This window comes from Agaribacter flavus (assembly GCF_042646125.1).
GTDB lineage: Bacteria > Pseudomonadota > Gammaproteobacteria > Enterobacterales > Alteromonadaceae > Glaciecola > Glaciecola flavus.
This window is the reverse complement of sequence record NZ_JBHRSW010000029.1, coordinates 160,124-186,957: the sequence shown is the minus strand read 5'-3', so window position 1 is coordinate 186,957 and position 26,834 is coordinate 160,124. Positions and strand designations below refer to the sequence as shown.

General features: G+C 43.5%; 24 protein-coding genes. 10 read left to right on the top strand and 14 right to left on the bottom strand.

What is annotated here, in order from left to right:
- Positions 1–194: 194 nt before the first annotated feature.
- Complete coding sequence (locus tag ACFOHL_RS13890; RefSeq protein ID WP_376920833.1) at positions 195–1,211, top strand: GGDEF domain-containing response regulator; 1,017 nt, start codon at positions 195–197, stop codon at positions 1,209–1,211.
- On the opposite strand, the gene ACFOHL_RS13885 is transcribed toward ACFOHL_RS13890, so the two are convergent.
- Complete coding sequence (locus ACFOHL_RS13885; protein ID WP_376920832.1) at positions 1,208–2,197, bottom strand: LacI family DNA-binding transcriptional regulator; 990 nt, start codon at positions 2,195–2,197, stop codon at positions 1,208–1,210. The genes ACFOHL_RS13890 and ACFOHL_RS13885 overlap by 4 nt on opposite strands.
- A gap of 237 nt (positions 2,198–2,434) precedes the next feature.
- Here ACFOHL_RS13885 and ACFOHL_RS13880 point away from each other — a divergent pair, with 237 nt between their 5' ends.
- The 4 genes from ACFOHL_RS13880 to ACFOHL_RS13865 are packed head-to-tail and all read left to right on the top strand — an operon-like array spanning position 2,435 to position 6,958.
- The gene (locus ACFOHL_RS13880; RefSeq protein WP_376920831.1) at positions 2,435–3,778 is read left to right on the top strand and encodes an MFS transporter; all 1,344 of its coding nucleotides are present in this window, start codon (positions 2,435–2,437) and stop codon (positions 3,776–3,778) included.
- On the top strand, positions 3,747–6,146 hold the full coding sequence (locus ACFOHL_RS13875) for a GH36-type glycosyl hydrolase domain-containing protein (RefSeq protein ID WP_376920830.1): 2,400 nt from the start codon (positions 3,747–3,749) through the stop codon (positions 6,144–6,146). Before ACFOHL_RS13880 ends, ACFOHL_RS13875 begins: the two co-directional genes overlap by 32 nt.
- 26 nt (positions 6,147–6,172) lie before the next feature.
- Positions 6,173–6,703 carry a gluconokinase gene (locus ACFOHL_RS13870; RefSeq protein WP_376920829.1) on the top strand — a complete coding sequence of 177 codons (531 nt, stop codon included), beginning with the start codon at positions 6,173–6,175 and terminating at the stop codon, positions 6,701–6,703.
- Positions 6,704–6,763: 60 nt separating this feature from the next.
- Positions 6,764–6,958 (top strand): YqaE/Pmp3 family membrane protein, encoded by a 195-nt coding sequence (locus tag ACFOHL_RS13865; protein WP_376920828.1) that lies wholly within the window; start codon positions 6,764–6,766, stop codon positions 6,956–6,958.
- Here ACFOHL_RS13865 and ACFOHL_RS13860 read toward each other — a convergent pair.
- Positions 6,955–8,019 (bottom strand): exosortase/archaeosortase family protein, encoded by a 1,065-nt coding sequence (locus tag ACFOHL_RS13860; RefSeq protein ID WP_376920827.1) that lies wholly within the window; start codon positions 8,017–8,019, stop codon positions 6,955–6,957. The two genes, ACFOHL_RS13865 and ACFOHL_RS13860, sit on opposite strands and share 4 nt — an antisense overlap.
- A 106-nt stretch (positions 8,020–8,125) precedes the next feature.
- On the opposite strand from ACFOHL_RS13860, the gene ACFOHL_RS13855 reads away from it, so the two are divergent.
- The 3 genes from ACFOHL_RS13855 to ACFOHL_RS13845 all read left to right on the top strand — a co-directional run bounded on the left by ACFOHL_RS13855 (position 8,126) and on the right by ACFOHL_RS13845 (position 11,399).
- Positions 8,126–8,854 (top strand): hypothetical protein, encoded by a 729-nt coding sequence (locus ACFOHL_RS13855; protein WP_376920826.1) that lies wholly within the window; start codon positions 8,126–8,128, stop codon positions 8,852–8,854.
- Positions 8,855–9,021: 167 nt separating this feature from the next.
- Entirely contained in the window at positions 9,022–9,651 is a 630-nt protein-coding gene (locus tag ACFOHL_RS13850; RefSeq protein WP_376920825.1) for a gluconate 2-dehydrogenase subunit 3 family protein, read from the top strand.
- Between the two features lie 14 nt (positions 9,652–9,665).
- Complete coding sequence (locus ACFOHL_RS13845) at positions 9,666–11,399, top strand: GMC oxidoreductase (RefSeq protein WP_376920824.1); 1,734 nt, start codon at positions 9,666–9,668, stop codon at positions 11,397–11,399.
- Between the two features lie 160 nt (positions 11,400–11,559).
- Here the strand turns inward: ACFOHL_RS13845 and ACFOHL_RS13840 are convergent, their stop codons facing one another.
- The 3 genes from ACFOHL_RS13840 to ACFOHL_RS13830 all read right to left on the bottom strand — a co-directional run bounded on the left by ACFOHL_RS13840 (position 11,560) and on the right by ACFOHL_RS13830 (position 15,717).
- Positions 11,560–12,426: a hypothetical protein gene (locus ACFOHL_RS13840; protein WP_376920823.1), complete on the bottom strand. Its 867-nt coding sequence runs from the start codon at positions 12,424–12,426 to the stop codon at positions 11,560–11,562.
- Between the two features lie 129 nt (positions 12,427–12,555).
- Positions 12,556–13,497, bottom strand: a complete 942-nt coding sequence (locus ACFOHL_RS13835) for a MipA/OmpV family protein (RefSeq protein ID WP_376920822.1) — start codon at positions 13,495–13,497, stop codon at positions 12,556–12,558.
- A 93-nt stretch (positions 13,498–13,590) separates the two neighbouring features.
- The gene (locus ACFOHL_RS13830) at positions 13,591–15,717 is read right to left on the bottom strand and encodes a S9 family peptidase (RefSeq protein ID WP_376920821.1); all 2,127 of its coding nucleotides are present in this window, start codon (positions 15,715–15,717) and stop codon (positions 13,591–13,593) included.
- Between the two features lie 127 nt (positions 15,718–15,844).
- On the opposite strand from ACFOHL_RS13830, the gene ACFOHL_RS13825 reads away from it, so the two are divergent.
- Both ACFOHL_RS13825 and ACFOHL_RS13820 read left to right on the top strand, forming a co-directional pair.
- On the top strand, positions 15,845–16,099 hold the full coding sequence (locus ACFOHL_RS13825) for a type II toxin-antitoxin system Phd/YefM family antitoxin (RefSeq protein WP_376920820.1): 255 nt from the start codon (positions 15,845–15,847) through the stop codon (positions 16,097–16,099).
- Positions 16,096–16,350, top strand: a complete 255-nt coding sequence (locus ACFOHL_RS13820) for a Txe/YoeB family addiction module toxin (protein WP_376920819.1) — start codon at positions 16,096–16,098, stop codon at positions 16,348–16,350. The genes ACFOHL_RS13825 and ACFOHL_RS13820 overlap by 4 nt, the downstream gene beginning before the upstream one ends.
- Before the next feature lie 110 nt (positions 16,351–16,460).
- Here ACFOHL_RS13820 and ACFOHL_RS13815 read toward each other — a convergent pair whose 3' ends face one another.
- From ACFOHL_RS13815 to ACFOHL_RS13775, 9 genes are all read right to left on the bottom strand, one after another.
- Complete coding sequence (locus ACFOHL_RS13815; RefSeq protein WP_376920818.1) at positions 16,461–16,760, bottom strand: hypothetical protein; 300 nt, start codon at positions 16,758–16,760, stop codon at positions 16,461–16,463.
- A complete protein-coding gene (locus ACFOHL_RS13810; RefSeq protein WP_376920817.1) occupies positions 16,750–17,205 on the bottom strand; it encodes a hypothetical protein in 456 nt (151 codons plus the stop codon). The genes ACFOHL_RS13815 and ACFOHL_RS13810 overlap by 11 nt, the downstream gene beginning before the upstream one ends.
- 248 nt (positions 17,206–17,453) lie before the next feature.
- Complete coding sequence (locus tag ACFOHL_RS13805; RefSeq protein WP_376920816.1) at positions 17,454–18,806, bottom strand: DUF1552 domain-containing protein; 1,353 nt, start codon at positions 18,804–18,806, stop codon at positions 17,454–17,456.
- Between the two features lie 36 nt (positions 18,807–18,842).
- The gene (locus ACFOHL_RS13800) at positions 18,843–22,202 is read right to left on the bottom strand and encodes a DUF1592 domain-containing protein (protein WP_376920815.1); all 3,360 of its coding nucleotides are present in this window, start codon (positions 22,200–22,202) and stop codon (positions 18,843–18,845) included.
- Positions 22,203–22,432: 230 nt separating this feature from the next.
- Positions 22,433–23,698: a DUF3526 domain-containing protein gene (locus ACFOHL_RS13795; protein WP_376920814.1), complete on the bottom strand. Its 1,266-nt coding sequence runs from the start codon at positions 23,696–23,698 to the stop codon at positions 22,433–22,435.
- Positions 23,695–25,137 carry a DUF3526 domain-containing protein gene (locus tag ACFOHL_RS13790; protein ID WP_376920813.1) on the bottom strand — a complete coding sequence of 481 codons (1,443 nt, stop codon included), beginning with the start codon at positions 25,135–25,137 and terminating at the stop codon, positions 23,695–23,697. The genes ACFOHL_RS13795 and ACFOHL_RS13790 overlap by 4 nt, the downstream gene beginning before the upstream one ends.
- A 2-nt stretch (positions 25,138–25,139) precedes the next feature.
- Positions 25,140–25,877, bottom strand: coding sequence for an ABC transporter ATP-binding protein (locus ACFOHL_RS13785; protein WP_376920812.1), 738 nt, complete (start codon positions 25,875–25,877; stop codon positions 25,140–25,142).
- Between the two features lie 123 nt (positions 25,878–26,000).
- The gene (locus ACFOHL_RS13780; RefSeq protein ID WP_376920811.1) at positions 26,001–26,363 is read right to left on the bottom strand and encodes a type II toxin-antitoxin system VapC family toxin; all 363 of its coding nucleotides are present in this window, start codon (positions 26,361–26,363) and stop codon (positions 26,001–26,003) included.
- 3 nt (positions 26,364–26,366) lie between these two features.
- A complete protein-coding gene (locus tag ACFOHL_RS13775) occupies positions 26,367–26,558 on the bottom strand; it encodes a type II toxin-antitoxin system VapB family antitoxin (protein WP_376920810.1) in 192 nt (63 codons plus the stop codon).
- Positions 26,559–26,834: the final 276 nt, after the last annotated feature.

Here is a 26,834-nt window from a genome sequence, read left to right as displayed (position 1 = left end):
CCGTGCTAACGTAGTTACCAGCGCAAAAAATACAATGGAAACGATGCTTGCGCATTGCGAACAATCAGCAATGAAACATTCTCTTTATAGTAGTGTGGTAATTTGAAACAAATTGCACATAATTAAGTTTGCGCGTTTTATTAACGTAGTGTAACGTTAATGTTAACAAATGATGTTTATGTAAAGTAGGTCGAATGGATAAGTACTCGCTAGATGCTAAACAGCACCCCAGCAAATTAATGGACATGGATATATTTGCCAGCAAGCATGACGATGCTGAGAAGTACCGAGTGCTCGTCATAGACGATAATGAAATGGAGTTAAAACTCTATGCCAATGGCCTAGCAAGACACTTTACTATGTCCTTCGCTCGCACAACCGAAAAAGCATGGGAACTGCTCAATCGCGCGCCCATCCCCGATGCTATTATTTTGGATATACTAATGCCTGACGAAGATGGCTTGCAATTTTGTGAGCGACTTCGCGAAAACCCATATACAAACAATATCCCCATTATTTTTATGTCGAGTTTAAGTGGTGCAAATATTAAAGCACAAGCTTTTGAGTTGGGTGGCGCCGACTTTGTCGTCAAACCACCTGTTATTGATGAACTCGTCGCGAGGATTAACCGCCATGCAGCGCAATATCGAAAGACTAAACGCCTTGAGGCCTTGATTTTTATCGACCCGCTTACGCATTTGCCCAATGCCGCTAAGTTTGAAGAAGTACTAAAGCAAGAATGGTCGAGATGCGCTCGCTATTGGCATCACCTATCTCTATTGCTAATTCATTTGGAAGACATGCAATGGCTAAAAAAAGAATACGGTAAAGACGAATATTACGCCATGACAGCGAGTATCGCTGATGCGCTTTCCGGCATTGGTGCCAGACCGGGAGATCTATTTGCCTCGTTAGACGATGACTGCTTTGGCCTGCTCTTATCAGACTGCTCAACCAGTGGGGCGCAAATCAAAGCGCAGCAAATTATCGATACCTTTAGTCAGCCAAACTTTGTGGTAAACCAAGAATTTGGCGACCACAAAATTGAATGTACTATTGCCGTCGCGGTTGCTGCACCAGCCGGTGGTGGCGTGTCGGCGCAACTTTATCAAGCTGCGGATAACGTTCTATTTAAAGCAAGAAAAGAGCGCCGTAGTGGTATTGTTCAGCTGGGTTATATCATGGGTGTCGACGACGCCAACGACAGTTAAACAGAGTCACGCTCAACCAGAGACGGTTCATATCGTTGACGAATATCATCCACGACAATGTTATACACCTCTTTTAAGATCAGTTTTGCCGCTTGATTCCCCATTTCTTTTATAGGGTACTTAATCGTGGTAAGTGTTGGGAAAGTGCACGCCGCAAAAGACACGTCATCAAAACCAATTACAGCGACGTCTTCCGAGGGATTTTTTTGATACACACGAAGCCTAGCCATGGCACCGATTGCCATTTGATCATTTCCGCACACCACTGCCGTAAACGCAATGCCAGCTGAAATAAAATGATCAATGGCTGCCGCACCGCTTTCTTGTAAATAATTACCTTCGTATATTTGGTGCTCTTCGCATACCAAGCCTTGTTCTCTTAGGGCTTGTTTAAACCCTAATAAGCGATCATTTGCGTCATTCTTAGATTTTGGCCCAGAGATGTTGACGAGTTTAGTATGCCCTTTGTTTAAGATAAATTGAGTGGCTAAATACCCCCCCTTAAGGTTGTCTAAAGATATGCATTTATCTTTAATGGCCGCGATAAATCGATTCACCACGACAATCGGCGTTTTCCCTTTACTCAATTCAATCAAATAGTCATCACTCAACTGCTCCGCGTGAATTATCAAGGCATCGCAATTCCTAGATTTAAGGAACTCGATACCTTCACGTTCATCAAAATCATTGCTGTGTCCCGCAGTAATTACGACGTGCTTGTGGTGATTTCTTAGGGTTTTCTCAATACCCGTCATCATACTGCCAAAGAAAACACCATCAAGTTCAGCTACCAGTATGCCAATACAATTTGACCGTTTTGACGCCAACGAAATAGCCACCGAATTAGGCCGATACCCCAAGGCATCCATTGCGTCGCGCACCTTTTTTTTGTTCTTATCACTGACTTTTGCAGAGCCATTCATAACGCGAGATACAGTGGCAAGTGACACTCCGGCAAGTTTCGATACTTCGTATATTGTTGGCATTTGTTAATTTGTATTTAAATTAAATTTATATTTATGTTGCATATTATCTAGAGTTTAGATAGTTTGGAAGCGCTTTCACTTTGTTTTGAGACAAAATGACGCGTAGTTAGCGATCAAACGTATGCTATGCGAACACTAAGAATTATTCAAAAATGAAAGCGCTTACAATTTTGCATTTAGTAAATTATTGACCACAACTTACTGCCTCTTACGTGGCGAGTTGGCTATGGAAATACAATGAAGTTATCCCTCAAAGAAAAAGCAGGTTATGCCTGTGGCGATATTGCCTCAAATTTTTATTGGCGCGTTTTTGACGTTTTCCTTTTTATTTTTTACACAGACGTTTTTGGTATTCCAGCAGCGGCAGTCGGCACGATGATGCTTGTTACCCGCATCATCGATGCATTTACCGATCCGATGATGGGTGCACTATCAGATAGAACAAACACTAAGTGGGGGAAATACCGGCCATACCTAATTTGGGGAATTATCCCCATTGCAGCAGCGGGGGTGCTCACTTTTACCGTTCCCGACTTGAATGATGGGGGCAAACTGATATGGGCATACTGTACTTACATATTCATGATGCTGGCCTACACCTTTATTAATGTGCCATACGGCGCTTTACTTGGTGTTATTACGCAAGATACACAGCAACGAACAACCTTGAGTAGTTTCCGATTTGTCGGTGCATTCTCAGGTGGGACGATTGTCGCTTTTATGACGCCATTTTGGGTAGAGTCTTTCGGCGGCGACAATGAAGTCTTGGGCTGGCAATTAACCATGGGGCTTTATGGCCTCATCGCCGGTGGCTTATTTTTTGTCACTTTCTTAACGTGCAAAGAACGCGTGCAAGCGCCAAAAAAACAGGCCAAACCGCAACAGGACATCCTTGACCTGTTTTCAAACAAGCCTTGGTTAATCTTGTTTTGTATAGCACTTATCATCATGTTGACTATTTCGATTCGCGGGAGTGTCGGCACTTTTTACTTTAAATATGTGCTGGAAAGAGAAGATCTTATCGGTATGTTCAGCGGTGCTTATTTGATATCTCTCGGCATCGGTGCCGCCGCCACGCCCTTGCTCACGTCATTCATAGATAAACGTCGCCTACTGATTACGCTGATGTTAGGTGTTACCTTGCTTTCAGTACTGTTCTACTTTATTCCAAGCGACAGTGTCATCTTGGCGTTCGCCATCCAAATAGGCATCGGACTTTGCTTAGGACCTAAGTCACCATTAGTTTTTTCCATGTACGCTGATACGGCTGATTATAGCGAATGGAAAAACGGGAGACGCTCTACGGCAATGGTGTTTGCAGCGGCCGCTTTTTCACAAAAACTTGGGGGCGCAATAGCGGGCGCCACGATTGGCTATGTGTTGGGCTATCTTGGCTACACCGCCAATGCTGAACAAAACGCAGGCTCAATCCACGGTATTGTATTGTTGATGACGTTAATTCCTGGCTTCTTTGCCTTTCTTTCTATAGCGTTTTTGTATTTTTACAACTTAGACGACGCAGCCCTAGCAAAGTATCAACAAGAACTTGATGAGCGTAGACGTGACCCAGAATATCAATAAAGCCGTGTTTTCCTATATTTCAAGTGACGGGGTAAATCGCAGCCAAGACGAAATACATTTACACAGCCCCTTGTCGATGCCCAATGCCACGGGTTACTTGTGGAACAAAAAAATGATGTTCCAAATGACTTGTCGCGGCTTCGCCAATGCTTTGCATATGCAACCAGAACCCGCGAAATACGCCTACGGGCAGAGTTTTGAAGCAAAGACATTTTTGCAACCTGAGCACCACTATTACGCTGGTCACCCTGGACGTTTTTTTTATATTAAACTAAACAACGGTAGTTTGTTTTCATTGCCGTACGAACCCACAAGGCAGAAACTCGATAAATTCACGTTTATACAAAAACAAGATGCCTTGCGATGGGAGGTAGAAAAAGACAACTTACGATTTCTTCTTGAGGTAAAACTCGCTGAAGATATCGCGCTAGAGGATTGGCGTCTGGAGCTTATTAACCTCGGTGACCAAGACACATACATCGATATCTACCCCTGCTTTAGCATAGGCTACGCCTCTTGGATGAATCAGTCGGCTCGCTTCATACCTCAACTAAACGGCGTAATGGCCGAATACATCACGCCCTATCAAAAGGCAGAAGACTACCCAAAAATAAAAGCCTCGATGGACAAAACGGTGCTTATTGCTGATGCACCTATTGAAAGTTACGATACTTCGACGCCGCAATTTTTGGGTGAAGGGCACATGCATTGTCCGGATGCCATCATGCAAAGTACGCTGTTTAACTCCAGCGCTCTTTATGAAACGCCGATAGCGGTTTTGCAACACAAAATCAGTGTACCAGCTTCACAAAAAGTAAAGTTATCTTGGTTGTTTGGCCCTTGTAAAAATGAGGCTCATGCAATGCAACTTAAAAACCGGCTAAGCAAACACAACACGGCTCGACCCGCTCATATCAACAGTGGCATCAGTATCGAAACGCCCGACAACACGCTCAACCAAATGGTCAACACATGGTTGCCGCGACAACTTTCATACCATATAGAAAGTGATCGCCTGACAACAGACCCGCAAACACGTAACTTTTTACAAGATCACTTGTCGAGTATTTGGCTTCACCCCAAGTTAGCAAAGAAAAATCTACTACTTGCCTTAAGCCAACAGAATAAAAATGGCGCAATGCCTGATGGTATCTTGTTGCACAAAGATGCCGAACTAAAATACATCAACCAAGTGCCCCACAGTGATCATAACGTATGGTTGTTTCCTTTTGTCGAGCTCTACTTAAATGAAACCAATGACTACTCGATTTTGGCTGAAACACTGGCTTTCTCGGATGATAAAAAACCATATAGTGTTGAGGAACATTTGGAGCGTGCCTGCGAGTACTTATGGTCACAAAGAGATCATCGAAACTTAAGCCTTATCAAGCAAGGGGATTGGTGTGATCCTATGAACATGGTGGGTATCCGTGGAAAAGGCGTCAGTTTTTGGTTAAGCCTTGCCAGTGCTTATGCGATGGGTATTTGGGCAAAGATATTAGGCACAATCCAACAGCACGAAAAAGCGCAAAAATGGCAAGATGCTCAACAAACATTGAACGACGCATGCAATGACTTAGGCTGGGATGGAAATTGGTATGCCCGAGGCATCACAGACGGCGACGAAAAATTTGGCATTGCAAAAGATAAAGAAGGGCAAATATTCTTAAATCCACAGTCTTGGGCCATACTCAGTGGTGCTGCTTCACAAGACAAAACCGAAAAAATATTGACTGCAGTCGAGGCAAAACTAAAAACACCCTATGGCTACTGTATGCTAGCCCCTGCCTATACGCAAATGGACGAGCGCATTGGACGTGTCACTCAAAAATTTCCCGGTACTGCTGAAAACGGCTCAATATACAACCATGCTGCAAGCTTTTATGCCTATGCGCTGTATACACAAGAACCCGCTAGGACATTAACAAAAAGTAAGGACATCGCCTATGAAGTACTTGCCAGCATGTTGGTCAGCGCACACGATTGCTTAAAACGCGGTCAGTTACCCAACTTCATTCCAAATTATTTTCGCGGCGCTTATCATCAACTACCCGAAGCGGCTGGACGTTCAAGTCACTTGTTCAACACTGGTACCTGTGCATGGTTTTATCGAAGTATCATTGAGGGCTTATTTGGTTTGCAACAGCATTCAGGTAAGCTGACGCTACAACCAAACTTACCTAGCACTTGGGAATCAGCCTCAATAAGCAAAAAAATCTACAATGCAAATGTACGTATTAATATTAAGCGGGGGAAACAATTTACGCTGTCCACTGATGCGAATAACTTAAATGTCAAAGGAAATGAGGTATCGGGGTTTGTTGAAAATCAAACCTACCTTATCACCTTAGTCGTGCCTCATGATTAGCTTATATACCTTATGAGAACCATATTGTGACTACATTGACCACAGTTAAAGACTCATTGATCGTCATTATGGGCGTCAGTGGCACCGGTAAGTCGTCTTTAGCGCAGCAAATCGCGACTGATTTAGAGGCAGAGTACGTGGATGCGGACGATCATCACTCTGATGAAGCCAAAGAAATGATGTCTGCCGGCATCCCCTTGAATGACGGTATTCGCGATGCTTGGATCACGCGCTTAAAAAGACATATTCTAGCTACTCTGGGCAATCACCAGTCATGTGTGCTCGCCTACTCGGGTTTAAAGACGCGTCAACGTAAACGCATTATCGATTGCAGTAAAAACACGCAGTGTTTTTTGTTAGATGTGCCCTATGCAATACTTGAGCAAAGACTCGCTTCAAGAACGCAATTTGAGGGGCATTTTTTCAACCCAGATTTGCTGCAAAGTCAATTTGATAGCTTTGAAGCCATTACGCCAGACGAAAACGTGCATAAGCTCGATGGCACACTTAAGCTTGAAACGCTTTCCCAGATTGTATTGAACAAACTGCTTAGCTAAATGTTGACTTAATAGTTAATTTTCGTGAGTATGAGCGCATAACTAAAAAGGAACATTAACATGCGTTATTTGTTAGCAATTATTCCACCTATTGCTGTGTTGTTTTGTGGTAAACCAATCCAAGCACTACTAAACCTTATTCTTACCTTGTTGTTTTACATTCCCGGTGTGATTCATGCCTTAATCGTTGTGCATGGCTATTACGCCGATCGTCGCACACAAAAAGTGGTCGATGCGATAAACAAAAATAATTAGATACAATATGTCATAGGCTTGCGGCTTGGTGCACCAACCGCAATCTGTTTTGCCGCTAATATAGCAGGTAGATACAAAGTAGAACCCAGTATCAACAAACTAATCAGCATTTGATTTAATTCGGGTGAATGAAAACTGTTTTTACTCATTGGAGCAACATGCGTTGCCGATAGCTGTACCGCTGGATATTGAACACTTTGATCAAATACCATAACAATGTTTATATAGCTCAAAATCACAACAAGCGTGGTAACAAGCAATGGTAAGCTCAGTATTAATAAGGCTTTCATTAACCTTACTCGGGCGCTAATTACTACAGCGAGCAACATTGGCATCGACATGAGTACGTTATACAAATAGACCGCATGAACCGTCTCATTTTTTAATACCACACGCCGATAAAGTTCGGTACTCACTTCACTACTGGCAGCGTAAAGCCCAGAGCGCAAAAAAAGCATATATTGACTGACTTCTTCTTTTATGCTCGTTTGCCAATTCTCATCCAACAAAGAAATGCCGAGTTGGGCTAACGAGGGTACGATTTTTACTACCCAGTCAATCAAGTAAACATGCCACAAAAACATCACCAACGAACACACCAACACAAATTTTACGAGTTGATGTAGCACAAAACGTCCATCACTGCGCTTCGTAGTTTCTTTGTAAAAAATTAGTAGTCCAATCGCTATACATACTAAAAATAATGACATGATGACGGGAAAAGCATAGACATGAAAGTCATTGAATGTAGTCGGTAGCGCATGAATCCTTATCATCAACAATACAAACAATCTGCATTGGTTAAAAATAAAAATTGCTAGTACCCCTGCTAGTATTGCGATAAACCAGCGTTTAATGCTAAAGGGCGTCAATACGACCAAACCAATATACACAGCAATAAAACTGAGCGCTAAACAGCTCGGCACGATGTTTAAACCGTACTCTACCGAATACTGGTAAACAGTAGTTTGATGTAAGCTTAGGTCTTTTGTTACAAGCTGAGCATTTTTCCACAACAACCAAGCGACAAATCGACAAAAGCTTGCAATGAAGTCCGCCATGAACGCTTGCTTAAATGTATGTAATAGTAAGGCTATAACAAGTAAAGATCGCATGTATCTGCATGCTGGAACAAAACTACCTACCGCAGTCATATTGAATTGTTGATTGACTAACAATTTTGTCGAACTATTGAACAAAACTCGCGCCTCTCAATCTTGCGAAGATCCCGTCAAATCGCTACACTTAATCAATGAATACAAGGTAAATCAATATTTTAGACGACACATAATGATTCGTTCGGAAGTCTACGTCAATACAGTGAAGTTCTTTGCGTGCATATTCGCAGTACTGAGTTTCGAGTCAATTGCTGATGTCCGCCTTTGGGTGAGTGACGCGACGACTAATGGAGCAATAGGCGCACGAGCGGGGGCAGATGCATTTTGCCAAAGCGACATAAACAGACCAAGCGTTGCAAGCTCGACAACTCGAGCATTTATTTCTATTAATTTGAGCGATCGTGTATTGGATATGCCTACATTATACTCGATCCCACAAAACGAAGTCATAAGAAGCGCCGATGGAATAACGCTGATTGCAGCTAATTTTGCCGCGTTGCTAAACACAGATACTACTCCCCTCTTAGCGCCTGTTGATACTACTGTTACAGAAGTATTTACTGGTTCGAGTTTTTTTGGTGGGCTGTTAAATTCTTGTGCTTTCTTTTCTGATGCCAGTGGCATGTTTCCCGGTACCATCGGTAACCCATCACTGACATCTCAGACCTACCTTACAATTGGCCCGAGCGATTGTATTACCCCTCGACCACTCTATTGCATCACTTACACGGCACCGTCCGCGGTGAATAGTTCGATTGATTTAATCGATTTGTATTAGAGGCTATTTATCTTTGATTATTATTCCATTCTAAGAATGGTTTGTAGTGTAGTGCCGACATGTTCAATGTAAACATAATGTTGCAATAATGTTTTAGTATTAATACCTTTGTGAGATACTCTAGTTCGACATTAGATCATGATTATCAGTAAAACGAGCAAACAAGCATGCAAGACAAATATTCTGACGATGACTCATATATCGGCCATATCGAACGGCGCGACTTTCTAAAATTACTCACCCAAATTGCAGGCACTTCAGCAGCTACTGCCGTGCTCTCTGGCTGTGCTATATCAACGGGTCTGAAATATGTTCATCAGCGGCCGACACCGCCAACAGACGGCTCCTTGCTATCCGATTACGAAGTCACGATACTAAAAGACATCTGCGATACCGTCTTACCAAAAACAGACACACCGAGTGCGTCTGAGTTAAATTGTCATGGTTTTATTGAGCATCAATTAACCCACTGTCACACCAACAAGCAACAAACTGACTGCATGGAAATCATCAATAAGATTGACTGGTACAGTCAACACATGTACGAACAAACCTTTTCCGAACTCAAGCCTCAAGAAAAAGAAGATACGCTCTTAAAAATTGAAGCAGAGCATGATTTTGTAGCAAGTGATCACAAGCAATTTAGCTTTTTAAAAGCCTTGATTGTATTTGCTTATTTTACGTCTCAAGTCGGTGCCACAAAAGCACTAAACTACCAAGGTGTGCCCGGCGGATTCAAAGGTTCCATTGCCAACACTCAAGATACGAAATCTTGGGGCTCTTTAGACTTCTACTAGCAGTGAATACAGCGATGAATAAAGATATTTATATTGATAAAAGCAGTACAAATTTTGATGCTATAGTCGTTGGCTCTGGCATAACCGGTGGTTGGGCTGCCAAGGAGTTCACTGAACGCGGTTTACGCACCCTTATTATCGAACGAGGCCCAGTGGTTACACACCGCAAAGACTATATAGGTGAGTACAAAGGCCCTTGGCAATTTGAACACAGAACCAAAGTAAATAACTTTCTGGTCGAACAACAATACCAAGTACAGGAAAAATGCTACGCTTTTAACGATGCGACCAAGCACTTTTTTGGCAATGACCGTGATTTGCCTTACTCCACACCAGAATCATCCCCCTTTTTGTGGATACGAGGCAATCAATTGGGCGGCAAGTCAATTTTGTGGCACAGACAATCATACAGGCTCAGTGATTTCGATTTTGAAGCCAATAAAAACGACGGCATAGGTATCGACTGGCCAATTCGCTACAAAGATCTCGAACAGTGGTATAGCTATGTAGAAAAGTATGTTGGTATTAGCGGAAACAAAGATAATATCGAGCAGCTTCCAGATAGTGAGTACCTACCTCCATTTGAGATGACCTCACCAGAGGAATTGATTAAACGCAAAATTGAAAGCGCTTACAACGATAGATTTTTGGTGATGGGAAGAACCGCACATTTAACCAAGCCAACGGAGTTGCACTTGCAACAAGGTCGAGTAACTTGTCAAGCTCGAAACGAATGTCAAAAAGGCTGCTCTTTTGGTGCCTACTTTTCGACCTTAAGCTCAACACTGCCGGCAGCGGCAAAAACCGGACGTCTGTCAATTGCGCCAAATAGTGTTGTGCATAGCATCATCTATGATCCCACTTCCAAAAAAGCGAGGGGCGTCAGGGTAATAGACAACAATACACTGGAAACAAGGGAATATTTTGGCAAAGTAGTGTTTATGTGTGCCTCTACGCTCGGCACGACACAAATCATGTTAAATTCAACATCGTCACACTTTCCCAATGGCATAGCCAATAGCTCTGGTGTGCTAGGGCACTATCTCATGGATCACAACTATGGAGCGGGAGCAAGAGGTTATATTGAAGGCTTTGACGATGAGTATTACTCGGGTAGGCGACCCACCGGTATGTATATGCCAAACTTTCAGTACAAACCCTCGTTGTACAAAAAACACTACTTGAGAGGTTATGCGCTGGGCACATATGTGGGTAGAGAAAACTGGCAGAATATGCGCTTTGAAGCAGGTATCGGTGCAGACTTTAAAGAAAAACTAACCAAACCCGGTAAATGGTTTTTTGGTATGTACGCTCAAGGAGAAATGCTTCCGCGCTTTGAAAACCATGTTCGACTAAATGAAAACAAGGCAGACAAATGGGGTATGCCCACACTACATATTGATTGTAAATGGTCGAAAAACGAAACTGACATGATGCATGATGCAGTCGAAACGATTGTAGAAATGATGGAAACCGCGGGTATTAAAGATATTACCAAATACGTCAATTACGATGAAAAACCACCGGGGCTCGCAATACATGAAGTCGGCACAGCACGGATGGGTGACGATCCCAAAGAATCCGTACTTAATCGCTACAATCAATGTCACGATGTATCGAACTTGTTTGTGACTGATGGTGCGAGCTATTGCTCTACAGGCACACAAAACCCGTCTTTGACCTTTATGGCGCTCACCGTCAGAGCCGTTGATTACTGCATCAAACAAATGAATTTGGGTCGGATATAACGCTTTTTTGAGTGTCGAACAAAGTGGCTATGGTAGATATAAGTAAAGATTGGGGGAGCAAAATTTGTTTTTCATGGATGAAAAACCAAAGCGTATATGGATATACTTGCAGCGTTCTTGCTCTCCCAATCTCTACTTATATCTACCATAGCCACTTTGTTTAAGCAGATTTTGCCAATATTGACTGTAGTGGACTGAGTTTAAGCGACGCAAAAAATAGCGGGCTTGCTTGCTTTACCCAAGCACAACAGTGCAAGTGCACAATGTTACTCCCCTCATCGCTTATTTCCTTTACCAACATTTGCAAACAATCATTGCTTCTTAAATTTTGTACTTGTTGATTGTCAATGCACAAATGTTGAGAAACATAAATCAAAGGGTTACCAATTAAGTCGTAGTGTTTTGCTTGAGCGCGTTCGAGCAGAGCCGAGGAGATCAAAGACATCGGATACATGTTCGGAAAACTGACTTTGTCAGCAAATTCGTCAATAAACAATGTTTGATCGGCAAAGGCACTCAACAAAAAATTCTTGGCGTTGCCTACAATCATCCATTTACGCTTTAAAAACAAATCGCCTTCAATAAAGCTTTTGTCAGTATATTGCATTAATTGACTGGGAGTTTGTTCACTTATCTCAGGAACAATAGTGGCAAAGTTACTCAGTCGATAAAAACCAATCAAGCCCGGCTTGCCATTTACTTTTAAACAGATCCGCTGCGAAACTAACTCCCCCTCTGGCTTCTCTGAAATACGTGGCGGTTTGATATCTAGACTAAGTTTATCATCAACTCTTGCAGGATTGGCAAAGTTGAACTCATAAGTGCTAAAACGAAAACTCTGCGCTGGCTTTTCATTTGATCGCTTAAGCTCGCTTTCGATGTACATACCAAGCTGAAAGCCAAGTGCTATTGGGCCATGAAAAGGATTGTTTTTTACCCAATTCCAACGATGCCGGTCGTGAAATAGATTAAAATCGTCAGTGGCATTTCTCGCCATATCAATGTGTAGCTGAGTTAAGTTTTGCATATGATCGACCGAGTTTGCTCTTTGTTTATTTGTAACGGCAACAACTGCGGTTTGTTGATACTTCTCGCAATACCTTCAGCGTAAAAATCTTAGCTTTATTCCCTTTACATGCATCTAGCCCAAATATTGCTAATAACTCGCTTTCGTTTTACTCGTATATAGACGCCAAACGAAGCCAGCGGCAAGTTGTAGGGTGTTCGTCTCTTCGAACAATGGACTATCTTCGTTGGCGGCACCATGGTGCAAGCGCAGAGAGCCACCAATAAAACCGCGCGCGTTTTTACTTATCGCAAAGGAAAGTGATACACCCAGCTCTGTACCTAGGTAGCCAGCCGTGGCATTAAATTCGGGACGCATGTCCGTAGCAAAGGCTTGATCGACTTGGTAAAAATAGTCATGCAGCTTTTCTGTCGCAAAAGTGCTCGATAAGCGCACACTCAACGCAGTATGTTCGCGCCAATAGCCTCTTTGCTGCCACTGTAACTCGGGTTCAAATACGTAGCCTTGATGCTGTATCGACGACAAATCGGTACTAAATACAGAGCGTGCCTGCAACCTAAGATTTAAACGCCCTTGTCCTCCACCTTCAAATCTGTACTTGTTAACCTGATAAACAAGTTGCGGTCCCACCTCAAATAAGAAATCAAGTTCTGGCATGCCTTCCCTTGCCGTGTTGTCTTCACTATCCGCAGAAAAAGCGCCACCGAAGGAAAAATCCAGCTCCCATTTGTCATCTTCAGCGACGACAGCTCTTACGCCATTGCCATCTCCGACTCTGAATATTTCTCCGCGATAGACAAAATAGGGAGCAGCAAGGGCGATAAAATTTCGCTCAGATGACGCCGGATAGTTTGGCACTTCCCCCACACCACCACCCAAGCCTAATTCCCATAAAGGCTGTGCTTGGTCTATGCCTTCAAACCCGGTGATGGAGCGTTCAGGTGTGGCGCGAGTCCCCGGTTCTTTAGCGTCTTGGCTTGCCGCAACTTTACCAACAACACTGTATCCTAAGCTACACCACAATGCCGCCACGAAGAGATAGGCACGATAAAAACCCATAAATTTATGCATTCACTGTCAAACCCAGTTCTATTTTAATTACGCCTATTGTTACGGCAAGCTTATCAATTTAGCTTAATCATCAAAAAAACATAAAGGACGAGACTATTCGCCCTCTTGCTCTTTAGTCTCTTTGTACTTGTCAAACCAAGCAAGAATATTCCCAATTTTTCGTGCCAAATTAGATGGTTTTGCGGCAATACCATGATAAGCACCTTGAATTCTTACCAATGCACTATCAACGCCTTCTAACCGCAAGGCACCGTAGTATTGTTCACTTTCTGACATAGGTGTTCTAACATCAAGCTCGCCGGTTAATACCATGGTTGGCGTCTTTACCTGACCAACCAAACTCAATGGTGAACGACGCCAGTACTGATCGATATCATTCCAAGGTAAGTCGGTAAACCAATACCGCGTCATAAATGTGTAGATATCCGATGTACCTATCATGCTAATCCAATTAATCACGGGTTTGGCGACAACCGCCGCTTTAAAACGATCGGTTTTTGCGATGATCCATGCTGTCAATACGCCACCGCCAGAGCCACCCGTAACAAACAACTGATTTTCATCGACATACCCCTTAGCAATTGCACCGTCTACCATATCCATTAAATCGTTGTAGTCTTGTGAGGGGTAGTTTTTGTCAATGAGGTTGGCAAACTCTTCTCCCTGCGAAGTGGAGCCACGCGGATTGCCATACAAAACAACATACCCTGCTGCGGCAAACATTTGTACTTCTGCTGAGAACTCGGGTCCGTATGCGGTATGCGGCCCACCATGAATTTCCAAAATCATGGGGTACTTTTTAGCAGGATCGAACTGAGGTGGTTTCACAATCCAAGCCATCAGCTCACGCTCATCAACACTACTTTTCAGCGTCATTAGCTCGGGTTTATAGAGGGTTTTATGGTCAAAGACGTCACTATTTAAATCGGTTAAGGGAATGGTTTTTCCGCGTTTAGTTACCCGTGCCAAATCAGCAGGACGGTCGCCCGTTGACCGGGTAATCACCACTTCGCCTTTTTTCGTAAAGGTATAGTCACCAGAGGTATACGGGCGACCGATACTTTGTCCACCTAGTGCATCACTGAGTATTGATAATTTGCCGCCAAGCGTGACGTAAGCAACGTGCTTCTTTCCCTTGTTGTCGTAACTAAAATAGAGTCCCTTACCATTTTCTGACCAATTGATGTTTGCAACCGAGCGATCCAAATCCGAAGTAAGAGACACAAGATCACTGCCATCCTTATTCATAACATAAAGTTGCGTGATCTGATTTGACTTACCATTATCGTCAAAGCCTGTAAACGCGATTTTGCTGCCATCAGGACTAAAAATAGGTGAATTTTCTGGGCCACTAAATTGCGTCAGGGGCGTAATTTCAGTGCTGTTTACATCAACGAGGTGTAAATCTGTGTTGAACACATCAAAATCGCTGTCCTTACGTAAGTTAGCAGAGACGAGCAGTTGAGAACCGTCTTTACTCCAAGTCACGGCACTGGCAAAGTCGTATTTTCCAAACGTAAGCTGACGTGGTGTGCCACCAATTGCAGGCACAATATATACATGCATGTTGCCAGGGCGTTTCATACCACTGCCGTCACGCTGAAATAGAGTTTGATCTATGTAGTGTGCTTCTTCAGCCCATTTTGCTTCTTTTGGTTTAAAGTCTAGACTGAATAAAGGCTTAACTTTGTCAGGCGTAAACATCACAAAGGCTAAATGTTGTCCATCTGGCGAAAAGCGCAAACCAGATGGACTCATACTGACATCCGTGACACGCGCAGTATTGCCCGTTGCCATATCTCTCACGTATATTTGCACTTTTCCTTCTTTACTCGACAAGTAAGCAAGCTTTCTTCCATCGTCGGAAAAGACGGGGCTGTAATGGTTTTTTGTGTCCGAAAGAACGGGAAGGTGGTTTTTACCCTCCAAGTCTACTTTCCACAAATTGATCCGCTGCGAATCTGTCATGATGTCCATCGAGCGGCGCTCATAGAGAACGTGTTTTCCATCGGGCATCATCGTGGGGTTAGCCGCATATTCAATATTAAACAAGTCTCGATACTCAAGTGCTGAGTGAGCTTGTGAGTCTGGTTCTCGCGCCTGTAAAACCGACGCAGTGGAAGTCGCTATCAGTAACACACTGACTAGCTTGTTTACCAAACTAGCCTTGCCTTTTAAAGGCCTTTGCCAGCTTTGCTGATGCTTTAAATAGTTCTTCATTTCTTGATCCTGTCGTTTATTTATTATGTCCTAGATACTTAAGCTTACGGTATCTGCCGTATAAAATTCAAGTTGCGTACGTATATTTGTACAAGTATTATAGTGAGTACTTAAATAGGAGGATGTTATGGAAACCATGAGTTATTCTGCGTTTAGAACAAACTTGGCGGCTACGTTAGATAAAGTGAACGATGATCATAAGCCGACTATCATCACTCGTCAAAATGGCCGCCCCGCTGTGGTAATGAGCTTAGAAGATTTTCATGCGTATGAGGAAACTGCTTACTTGATGGCCAGCCCTAAAAATGCTGAGAGGTTAAATCAAGCAATCAAAGAGTTAGAGGCAGGGCAAGTCATTGAGAAGAGCCTAATTGAAGAATGATCATTTCATGGGCAGAAACGGCTTGGGAAGACTATCTATATTGGCAAAAAGTGGACAGAAGGCAGCTAAAACGAATCAACATGCTAATTAAAGAAATATCTCGATTACCCTTTGAAGGTATTGGTGATCCGGAACCGTTGAAGCATCACTGGTCGGGATATTGGTCTCGTCGAATCGATAGAGAACATAGAATCGTTTATAAAGTCACTGATACTGCCATCGTCATTGCCCAATGCCGTTATCATTATTGACCTAACTGATGTTTAAACCTCAGAGAAAACAGAACCTTTTGGAATATAAGACAAGTTAACACTATACACTACCCATGCGTACATCGGCCTTCGGGGATAGGTTTGAGTTTCTAGCGGGGAAGATTAAGAACGCGTCGTTTTAGTCGCATAAACAACTCAACGAACGCGGTTACAATCACAAATTGGCCAATTAAAATCATGCCTAATTTAGGATACAAATTGACTTCTTCTGTAAATATCGGGTGCCAAAATACAGCCAACGACAGATTCCCCGGCGCCAAAAAAAACTGATAACCGGGCAATGGGCCTTGCCAATAGTCGTACAGTTGCCAACTCAGGGTGAAAACGTACAGACCTACCAGTGTGGCTGCGATACCGACTTTGACGGAAACAGGTAACTTAACGACCATGATGCCAATGCTGTAATATGCCTTGTAAATAGAAATATCCATAAACACAACAAATGGCAGAACTCACTATCCAAAAAGTCATGGAATTGTGATGAATAGCGGGATGATCGGTAAAGAAAGGAACTGTCAAACCTGCTATTCCTCGGATTAAATAGACCGCGGTGATTAGTATTAGGCACGTGCGCAACAGCGGTAGCTTGATAATAACGCCTGCACCCGACCACGCGTACAGGGCCCAACCGAACAGAATCGACGCAATAATAAGTGTTGCAATCGTCGGATAAGGGTCACCTGCAGCAGCCATTTGCGCCATTTTTTCACCGGCACCGAAAAACAAATACCATTCTGGGCCACCAAAAATACAGGCGATATGCAGTAGCGCTGCCACACTACTTAGCCAACCACCAATTATCAGTGGTGTATTCCTTGAGTCGCTTTTATCCATACTAATGCGTCCTTTCACCTGACGTTATTCATCGTTTAAACACAGTTGCCAATAGCCCACATCGAGCCACTGTCCGAACTTAAGCCCCACCTTGGAGAAATGCGCTGATTTACTCTGATACAGGATTGGTTTTGTCCAAGTGCGCCTGTATTTTTTGAATCAAAATCGTGTCTGTGATGTAGGCTATGATTCTCACGTTGTTACATTGTGGTTAATACTCTTAGCTAACCTTGTCTTTGTTCAATAACTTACACTAAAATATTTTTTATCGTGCCTGTACTATCCGCAAAATTTGAGATAGGCGCACCAAGCTGTTGAAGCATGGTATTCAGTAAGTTAGACATCGGAATAGACTCATCATACTTTCGGTGCTCTCCGTGTTTAAATCCGAAATTTTCTCCCCCCGCGAGTACCAGAGGGAAATTACGTGTATTGTGCACGGTACTGGTGCCAGAGCCATAGAGGACAAGGGTATTATCCAACAATGAACCTTCGGCAAAGGGATCATCGGTGCTTTTCATCATGTTTAAAAACTTAGCAAAACGCTCACTTAAATAGGCATCATATTGTCCCCATCGCTCATATCCTCCTTCTTCATTAAACCCATGAGACAAAGCATGATGACCCGGTAAGCCTATTGCTTTTGAGAATTTTACTGAATATCCACCTGGGCTTTCCCTTACTTTTTGATAGGAGATGACCCGTGTACTGTCCGTTAAAAACGCTGTATACATAAGCTGGTACATAGCATCGATAAATTCTGTCGGACCATCTTTGATGGGATCAGTATCGAGATTAAATGCACTCTCGTCGATTCGAGGCTTTTCTACATCTAACCAAGCTTCTGCTCGCTCAATGCGATGCTCCAATTCTCGTACTGAGCTCAAGTATTGCTCCAGGCGGTTTTTATCATCACCTGCTAGTTTATTTTCCAATACTTTTAGGTCTTGCGTCATTTTATCTAATATTGATTTATTGCGACCAAAATCCCTAAGCTGTGTGTTTTTATCTCCTTTACCGACACCAAATAACTCGTTAAACACGCCCCTAGGCTTACCTATTGAGGGGATAGGTTGGCCTGAGCGATTATACGATAACGTGGTCGGTTCTCTAAAGTCACCTATCCCTCCCTCAGAATCCATCGTAATAAAAGGATAACGAGTGTGTTGACCGACATGTTCAGCATAGACTTGATCGGCGGTAATGGCATTGCCAGCAGGTGTTTTAGGGTCGGCACCACTCAAAAAATATGCGCCAGTAGAATGCGAGTACATCGTCCGCGTGCGCGGGTGAGATAAGCCTGACATGATTGTTAAGCGTTTACGGTGAGGTTCGAGCGCAAGTGTGGATTTTGTTAAGGTATAATTGGCACCCGTCTCATGGGGAAACCAGTGCCAATCGCGATAGGCAATATGATCATCGGGTGGCAAGGATACCCCCATTCCAAAAAACACCGTGCACATGCGTCTAGGTGCTGTTTTTTGCGTTGCAACATTTGCGCTGGCGGTTCGTGGAAAAAAAGAGGGCAAGGCAGGTAACAGTAGAGACGAGCCAGCGGCTTTTAAAAATGTACGTCTATTGATATTAACTATATTTTTCATCTCACTCTCTCCGCTAAGGTACTATTCATTAGTGACTTACCCTTGCTCTCGATTAGTAAAAGCATCGCTTTGTACAATGGCTTTGGTCAGTGCGCTTAAACGATACCCCGATGCACGAAAGCTCGAGTAGATGGCTTCTGCTTCTTTTTCATCGAGTATGTCTAGCTCTCTCCCCAAGGCATAAAGCATCATATGATGAACAATGGCTTTCATTAGTTTTTCCTCTCGCTCGTCACGCAAGTACACACGAAATTCAAGTAAGCTATTGACTTCAGTACCGTCTGGTAATATTGAACTTGCATCTACAGGCACGGATTGCGCTTGTTCGGTTTCAGTGGTGTCACGCCAACGCCCCAGTGCGTCATAGTTTTCTAGCAAGACGCCCCAAGGATCGATTTTTTCATGACAGCCAGAACAAGCACTAAGCGCTCGATGTTGCTCAATTTTTTGTTTTAAACTCAAACCCGCCAACAAGGGGTTATTCGGGTCTAAATCCGGTACAGAGGGTGGTGGTGGAGGGGGTGGCTCATTAAAAACACGCTCCAATAGCCAAACGCCTCGCTTAATGGGATGAGAATCTTCACCATCAGAATTAATGGTCAACACACTGGCATGGGTCATCAAGCCAAGATTAGGTGGTATCCAATCACTATCATCTGTGTTTGGCAGTGTTACTCTATCAAATTCACCACTTTCAAAATTTTCAATACCATAGTGTCGGGCGAGCACTTTATTGAGGATCATATGGTCTGAAAAATACAATTTTCGAGCATCTTGGTTTTGATGAAAATTGTCCTGAAATCGCAATATCGATTGCTGAATCATGGATTGTCCCAATTCGTCACCGTATTCTGGAAATTTGTCTCCCGCAACGGTGATATTATCGAACTTATCCAGCTGTAACCATTGTTTGACAAAATCAGCACTCATGCGTCGAGATTTCGGATCATCTAACATTCTGTCTACTTCTGTTGACAGCACATAGGGATCATTTAATCTGCCCTCGTGCGCCAACTGTCGCAATCGTTTATCAGGCATCGAGGACCATAAAAAGTAAGAAAGCTTTGAGGCAAGCACTTGGTGACTGTAATTGTTCTTTTCTTCACTTGAAGCGCTATTCGCATGATTTTCATGATCAAGGGGATAGCTGACGTTCTGCATAGCAGGTTGCTCGTTGCCTTGTATGCTTGTTGGAAAACCGATGTACAAAAATTCGGGTGAGATAAGTGAGGCAGCAAGTGTTTCCCTTAAGGCCGTTTTAAAACTATCGCCTTGTCGACGCAGGTCTTTGTACAAGCCAAAATAATCCGCCAACTCTGTAGTGCTGACCAATCTTCTGAATGCGCGTTCTAAAAACTTTTTCAAGGATTGTTCAACTAATTTACGCTCTTCTTGTTCACTCATGCCCGCAATTGCGGGAATAACAAAAGGAGAACTCTGGTCTTCTTGCACAGGTGTAATACTGATTTCGACAGCATCCAATTTAAGAACGGGCAGTTGCGCCTCGCGCCACGCTTTTTCAGCTTGGGCTTGTGACGCTTTTGCGTTCGCAGCTTGGGTGATAAATGTTGGCACAACGTGTTGTGCCGACGCCAAATTCATATCAATCTGCCCGTAAATGGAGCCGCCTAACGCGCCTTTTTCATGCCTAGCATAGTTGGAAAACACCAATAACAACCAATTGTACTCACTGTTTTCGTCATAGAATGTAGCGCTGGCGGGTGCAACAACATCTTCCAGCCTAAATCTGAACTCACTTTGTTGCGGTGAAGACAATGGCGCCGTGATATCGTCTTCCCCGACGACTTTGACCCGTAAACTTTGCTCCTTACGCCAACCGGCTTCAACGCGTAATTTTGGTCGGCTGCCCTTACCACTGCTGTCACCTGTTGTCGCAGAGTGAACATTGACTACAACTTCTCCCACACGATGGCGAGTTTTGATTAACATAAACTGTTCATGTGCTCGTGCAAACCCTCTCCCTTCACCCAATCCTCTGACATCACCAACAGGTATTTGACCAAATGGTAAGGGTCCATAGTCACGGTATCGATACTCCGCTACCTTGTTTTGTCTTGCCATTTTAGCTTGCTCAAATGCATAAAAAGGCATGGGCGCTGGTGCGCGCTCGTAAGATAATTTGTCTCCTTCTAAGCGGCAATAGTGGTATATGTCTTCCATCTCCACCAAATAGTAATCAGTCTGCTTTGTATCGCGTTTGTCATTTGAGGCAAATTCGACATATCGAGAAACTGCCTGGCGCGCCATTTCCTGGTAAGCCTTCAAATCAGACATCGATACAAGCAAGGTATTTGCGTCGGTGTCATATCCGTGCAAAGACTTAGCGTCACTAGGCAAATGCGTCGCAAAGTCAGCATCGACGCCAAACAAATCTTGATAGGTGTAGTTTAGTTCTCGACGGCTTAATCGCCGTATTGAAGATGCTTTTCGCTCGGCGCGTTTAGCGTAAGCATGCTCGTGCAGCGCATCCCTGATCCATGTGATAGCTTGCGCACGTTTAGCATCGCTAGGTTGTTTTGCGTCGTCTGGTGGCATTCTGTGGGCACCGAGCACATCCAGTACTTTTTGCCATTCATACTGACTAGAAAACTGCATAAATGCAGGGTCAAGTGTATCCAAGCGAACATTGGCTTCTTGTTTTCCGGCACCGTGACATCGCGCACAGTATGCTTTTATAAAAGGACTAAGCTCTTGTTCGTAGCGATCCAATACAGCCGAAGAGATGGCGCTCACTTTGTCGGAATTTTGCGGATTTTGGTGTGATTCTGTCTCGTATTTGTCGGCCTTATTCGACTGTAAAACTTTTTTCAAAAACTCGGGGGCGTGTTCAGCTAAATACCCTTCTCCATGCACTAGACTGCCTCCATCATGCGCAGTCAACATCATCGCAACTACAGAGCAAGTCAATGTGAAACGGTATGCGTGTTTATAGTAACGAAACTTAGTCATGTGTTTAGCGCTGCAATAAAGCAGAAGTGTGAGGCAAGACAATACCGCGACTACTATGCCCCCTGCGCGATGGCGGCTAATCAACTCGCCCTGATGACCTTCCGTACTGGCTAACATTAGCCCGAGCATAACAGTAATCACCGCACTGAACGCACCGACAAGCAACATGGGAAAGCGTACTTTTGCAAAAAAGCGTGTTTTTATATGCAAACCAGCTATTTCACTAATCGCTGCCAGTAACAAACAAACTACAGGAAAATGTAAAGCTAAAGGATGAAAACGACCCAAAAACCGTGGCAGGCCGCCACTTGACATCCCATCAACGGGAAACAACATCGCCCATATCAAGACCAAAGCGATACCACAAAGAGAGAGGCCTCCTAAGACAAACAGTTTACGCTTTGGACTGTAGATAAGTTCGGGCAATACTTCGCTCCAACATTACTGAAAATCTGAACGAAGATAATACCGAGATTAATTGAAAACTTAAAGTAAAGCGAATGTTAATTTCACATATAAAATACGGAGACTATACTTGGACATACCCTTCTTTTATCGCAGCGGTTTTGCGACAAAAGGGGGGATGTCCAAGTATTACCGCTTTTATTGGTAAAACAACATTCACCCACTTACCGGAACGATGTACGATATTTATGTCACTTTATCACTGACTCAAATTGCGGTAATGACTCAAGCTTTGACTTGTCAAAATCCTTGGAAGAAAACAGATTAGGGTAATAAAATAGTCTAAGCGCTTGATGAAACTCACGTATTTGCGCTTCGTAAGCGAAAGCTGCAGCAGCGTCGGTATTTGCCAAACGAGTCATACCGCGTTGCAAGAGCATGGGGGGTGAAACGAATGCCGCATAGGTCGCAAAGCTTTGTTTTTTCATCGCGGCTTCTCGGTACTCTTTAGAAAGTGGGGTGGCTGTTTGATCGCCTACTTGTTGAAAGGCGTAATACCACCACCATTTAAAGCCCTTAGTTTGAATGTTTTTGTAATCTGCATATTCAGGGTGCTTTTCCAAAAAGGCTTGCATGGTGGTATCGACAGGAAGATCCCAGGCATCATTCACCGCTTCGCGTTGCACAAGCAAAATGTCTCCGCCTTCTGGTGACTTCACGCCTTTGTTGATGACTAAATCACCCAACACAGGTAAGACAAAAGCCAACAACACCCAAATGCCAATCAATCGAGAAGCGATCCTCGGTGCACTACTGGAATGCCTACCCAAGAAAACACTTAGTGCCAGCCAAAATAGTAAATACAACAGGCACATAAGACTTACCATGACTATGTCAGCTATTGCAGTGCCACTGTAAATTGCGCCTAGCAAAAAGGGCAAGAGTAAACTCACAAAGACAGAAACAAATCGCACGACAGAACGAGCACCCCATAGTGCCATCGGTGATTTTGCCGTACTCAAGACAAAGTCATAGCGTCCACTGCTGCGCTCACTGGCAAGTAAATCGTGAAACAATAAGATAATGATTAAGGGAGACAGCGCACTAATAACAAAGACAAAATCTATTTTGCCAATTTGTGCTAACTCTGGATTTTGTGCATCACTTTCATAAATTTGCCCTTCAAGCGCCAACATCCTGATACGGTGCTTCCAAGGGTAAACATCTCGTTCACCCAATGCAGCAAAAGCCAAATTGGAAGGGGTAGAATAGGTTAAATGAAAGGTGTAATAGGCCAGTGAGCCAGCATCATCATGCTTATCTTGCGCTTCTTTGCGATCGATGGCATCCGCTTGTTTTAACCGCTCTATCGTCTGACGTTGTTGATTCACTTCGGTTATGCCGGTAATCACAGAAAAAGACGAAACAAGTAGGGCGCATCCTAATAGCACAATTACATAACGCTGAGAGAGCATAAAACGCCATTCGCGTGCAAGTTGTTCAGCCACATAAGTCATGATGTACGCTCCCCGAGTACGCGAATACTTACTACTAAAACCCCCGCCCAAAGTAATAATTGCAAAAAGCCTGATGTGCTTCTTTCCAAGCGCGTAGAGGCCGTATCTGTTTCGAAAGTAAAATCACGAATGACTTGCCAGTTTTCTGCACTGACCTTGGCTTTTTCCCACGCATCTTCGCCCTTGTTACGGTTAATGTCGTCCTTGTAGCTTAGTTGTTCGACATGCACTTGATTCAACGATTGCACAAAATTAAACCGTAGGGTTTCTGCTTCTCTCATAAATCGGTGATGCGTTTCAATACTGGTGCCTGCATTTATCATCGAGAGTGCGCGAATCGCCACCATTGGTGATAACCAACCAAAATTGCGTGCGATATGGGTTTGTGACAATTCTTCTTGCATGCTTTGCTCTGCAAATCGATTGAGCACCTCTGTTAATTCAGCTTCAGAGGTGCTGGCAACAATACCTCTAAAGTTAACGGGAAGTTCCTCTACACTATCTACCTCGTATTTTTCAAGCAAAGAGGCTTTTAACTTAGCAAAAGCAGGATCGTTTGCATTGTGTCCATCACCCAATTTGCGCAGCTCTGCCAATACAGCAAAATCAGTTTCAAGCTTGCCTTGCGAGGGTGATACTGTCGATGCCGTGCTACTGGCTATCCTAGGCATTGCAATGCATAACAAAATCCAGATAAACGCCAAGGCTGTAAAGCTTTCGCTGTTCTTAGAAAACACAGCTGACACAAACAACACAATCAAGGCCCAAACTGACAAATACATAAAATACGCCAGTAAAAAACTAGCAACAATGATCGCGCTTTCTCCCTGCACCATGGCAAAAATGCCAGCTAGTGCGAGCGGTAGTAGAATTAACGCGACAACTGAAAGGAGAGCCAGTCTTTTCCCCAATAAGAGGGTGTATATCGACGTACCCTGCGAGAGAATAAACGACAATGTTTGTGACTCTTTTTCTCTACTCATCGAGCTGTACGCTATCAGTATCAGCAACAATGGCGCTAAAACTTGCACAACAAAAGCAGGAGATAAACTACCTAAACTTGTTAGCCCCGTGCCTTGTTTTTGCTCTGCAAACATCGCGCTGTTCTGGCGATGCCCTTCAAGAAAGACCGAGTTGCCAGTATATGCATCAACCCCCGGATCTAAAATACTCAGTGGCGCAGGCACTCTAAATGCGTAGTGACCATAGTGCACCATGCGGTGAGGGTGTCTATCCGGCTGATCAACAAAGGTCTCTTCTGCTGTGTTTTGTAAAGACGACCGTTCATGGCTGAGCGCATGCATATTCACTAGCGTCACAATGACTGACGAGACGGTGAGTAATAATCCAATGATGAGTACAGAAACAGCCAATTTTGAACGTTGCCAATATCGCCATTCATCCTTTGCTACCGCTGAAATCGCAGAAAGACTCACCATGCCTACCCCATTTCTCTTGCAGCAAACGCCGTATGAACTTGCTCAGTATCAATGCGTCCGCCAGCAGGCGCTTCGTATTCCCCAACAAGTTCACCGCTACGCAACAGACCAATTCGATTCGCTACCTGACAAGCACCATAGACATCGTGGGTAACCATAAGTATGGTTGCGCCGTTTGAGGCTAGCTCACTGACTAATTGATTAAATTCATCAATCGCAACGGGATCAAGGCCTGAAGTCGGCTCATCCAAAAAGAAAATAGGCGCTTCACGTAACAGGGCCAAAGCAATAGCTGTTTTTTGACGCATGCCCTTTGAATAAGTTTGCAAGGGGCGCTCCCAAGCATCATTCTGCAACGCCACCTTGTTAAACGCCTGGTCGATATCGTCGTGAGTAAACTTAATATCAGCTAAAGACAAAAAATACGCAACGTTTTCTCGCGCCGATAAGTGTGGATAAAGCGTTGCCGACTCAGGTAAATAAGCTGTTTTACCGCGCACATAATCAAGTGCAGTGCTCACTTCCCGACCGTCGATAATTGCATTACCGCTGCTTGGCTTGTTAAAACCCAAAAAGGTTTTTAGGGTCGTCGATTTACCCGCTCCATTACCGCCCAACAAGGCATAGATTTCACCAGCGGCAACACTGAAGTTAAGCTGTTTTAAAATGGTGGTATTTTTTATCTGGACACTGAGAGATTTTGCTTCAATTAAAGCTTGTTTACTATCGTTATTACTCACGCTTACTCTTGTTGTTATAACATAACATTTATCTACTTATATTATCGGATACCGAGAGAGAATACTAGGGAGTGTTTGGTTAGCTTGGTTCAGATAAAGAGCAATTATTCAAGGTAGGTGCTATCAATAGTTGATATTGCACTCTTCAGCAAGTTTTGAAAGGCGTTTATCTAGGGTCCACAGTTTTGTTTCCTTTGACAACAATGCTGATGCAAGTATAGCAATATCGACGTACCCGCATCCCTTACCGTAGAGTGTTCGCTGTTCTATGAAGGTCAAAATTTCTTGCATGGTTGCAATAGTTGCAGTCCTTAACAGAGATAAGTCTCTCAATGTCTTATCTCGTGGTTGTGGGGGAGTTCCGCAGGCCAGCTCTGCAATTATCAATGGGTGACAGCAAACATCATCTGATTTTAATAAATCTATCAAAGCATCATTGGCATATTTGAAATGAGCTACCCAAACTGAAGTATCTACCAAAACCACGATTTAACCTAAGCGTCTCGGTATATCTTCCATTTCTGGATTTTCTCCACCCAATGTCGCAAGGCGTTTTGCAGCCTGTAATCTCACAAAAGTTTGCATGGCTTCTCGAATCACACTTGCCTTATCACTGTTTGGCGGGCAAAACTGTGCAGCCTGTTCAAAAAGCTCATCTTCTATACTGATAGTCGTTCTCATATAAAACCTTCTTAAATCATCATTAATGATGATTTAATGTATCATATTTGGTGTTGAGTTTCTAAGCGCAATTAATCTTTAATCGACTCCTGAAGACAAGGTACTGACAATCAACAGTTTGTCGAAAATAGAAAGAAAATAACCCCGCCAAAAACACGTCAAATTATGACATCGGCAGAAAAGGGCTACCAAATACGTATTATCTTCCGTTTTCGTGTAATTTTTTGTTTAGTAAAATTAGTGAGGCGGTCGGCCATACGCACAAAAGAGACGTTT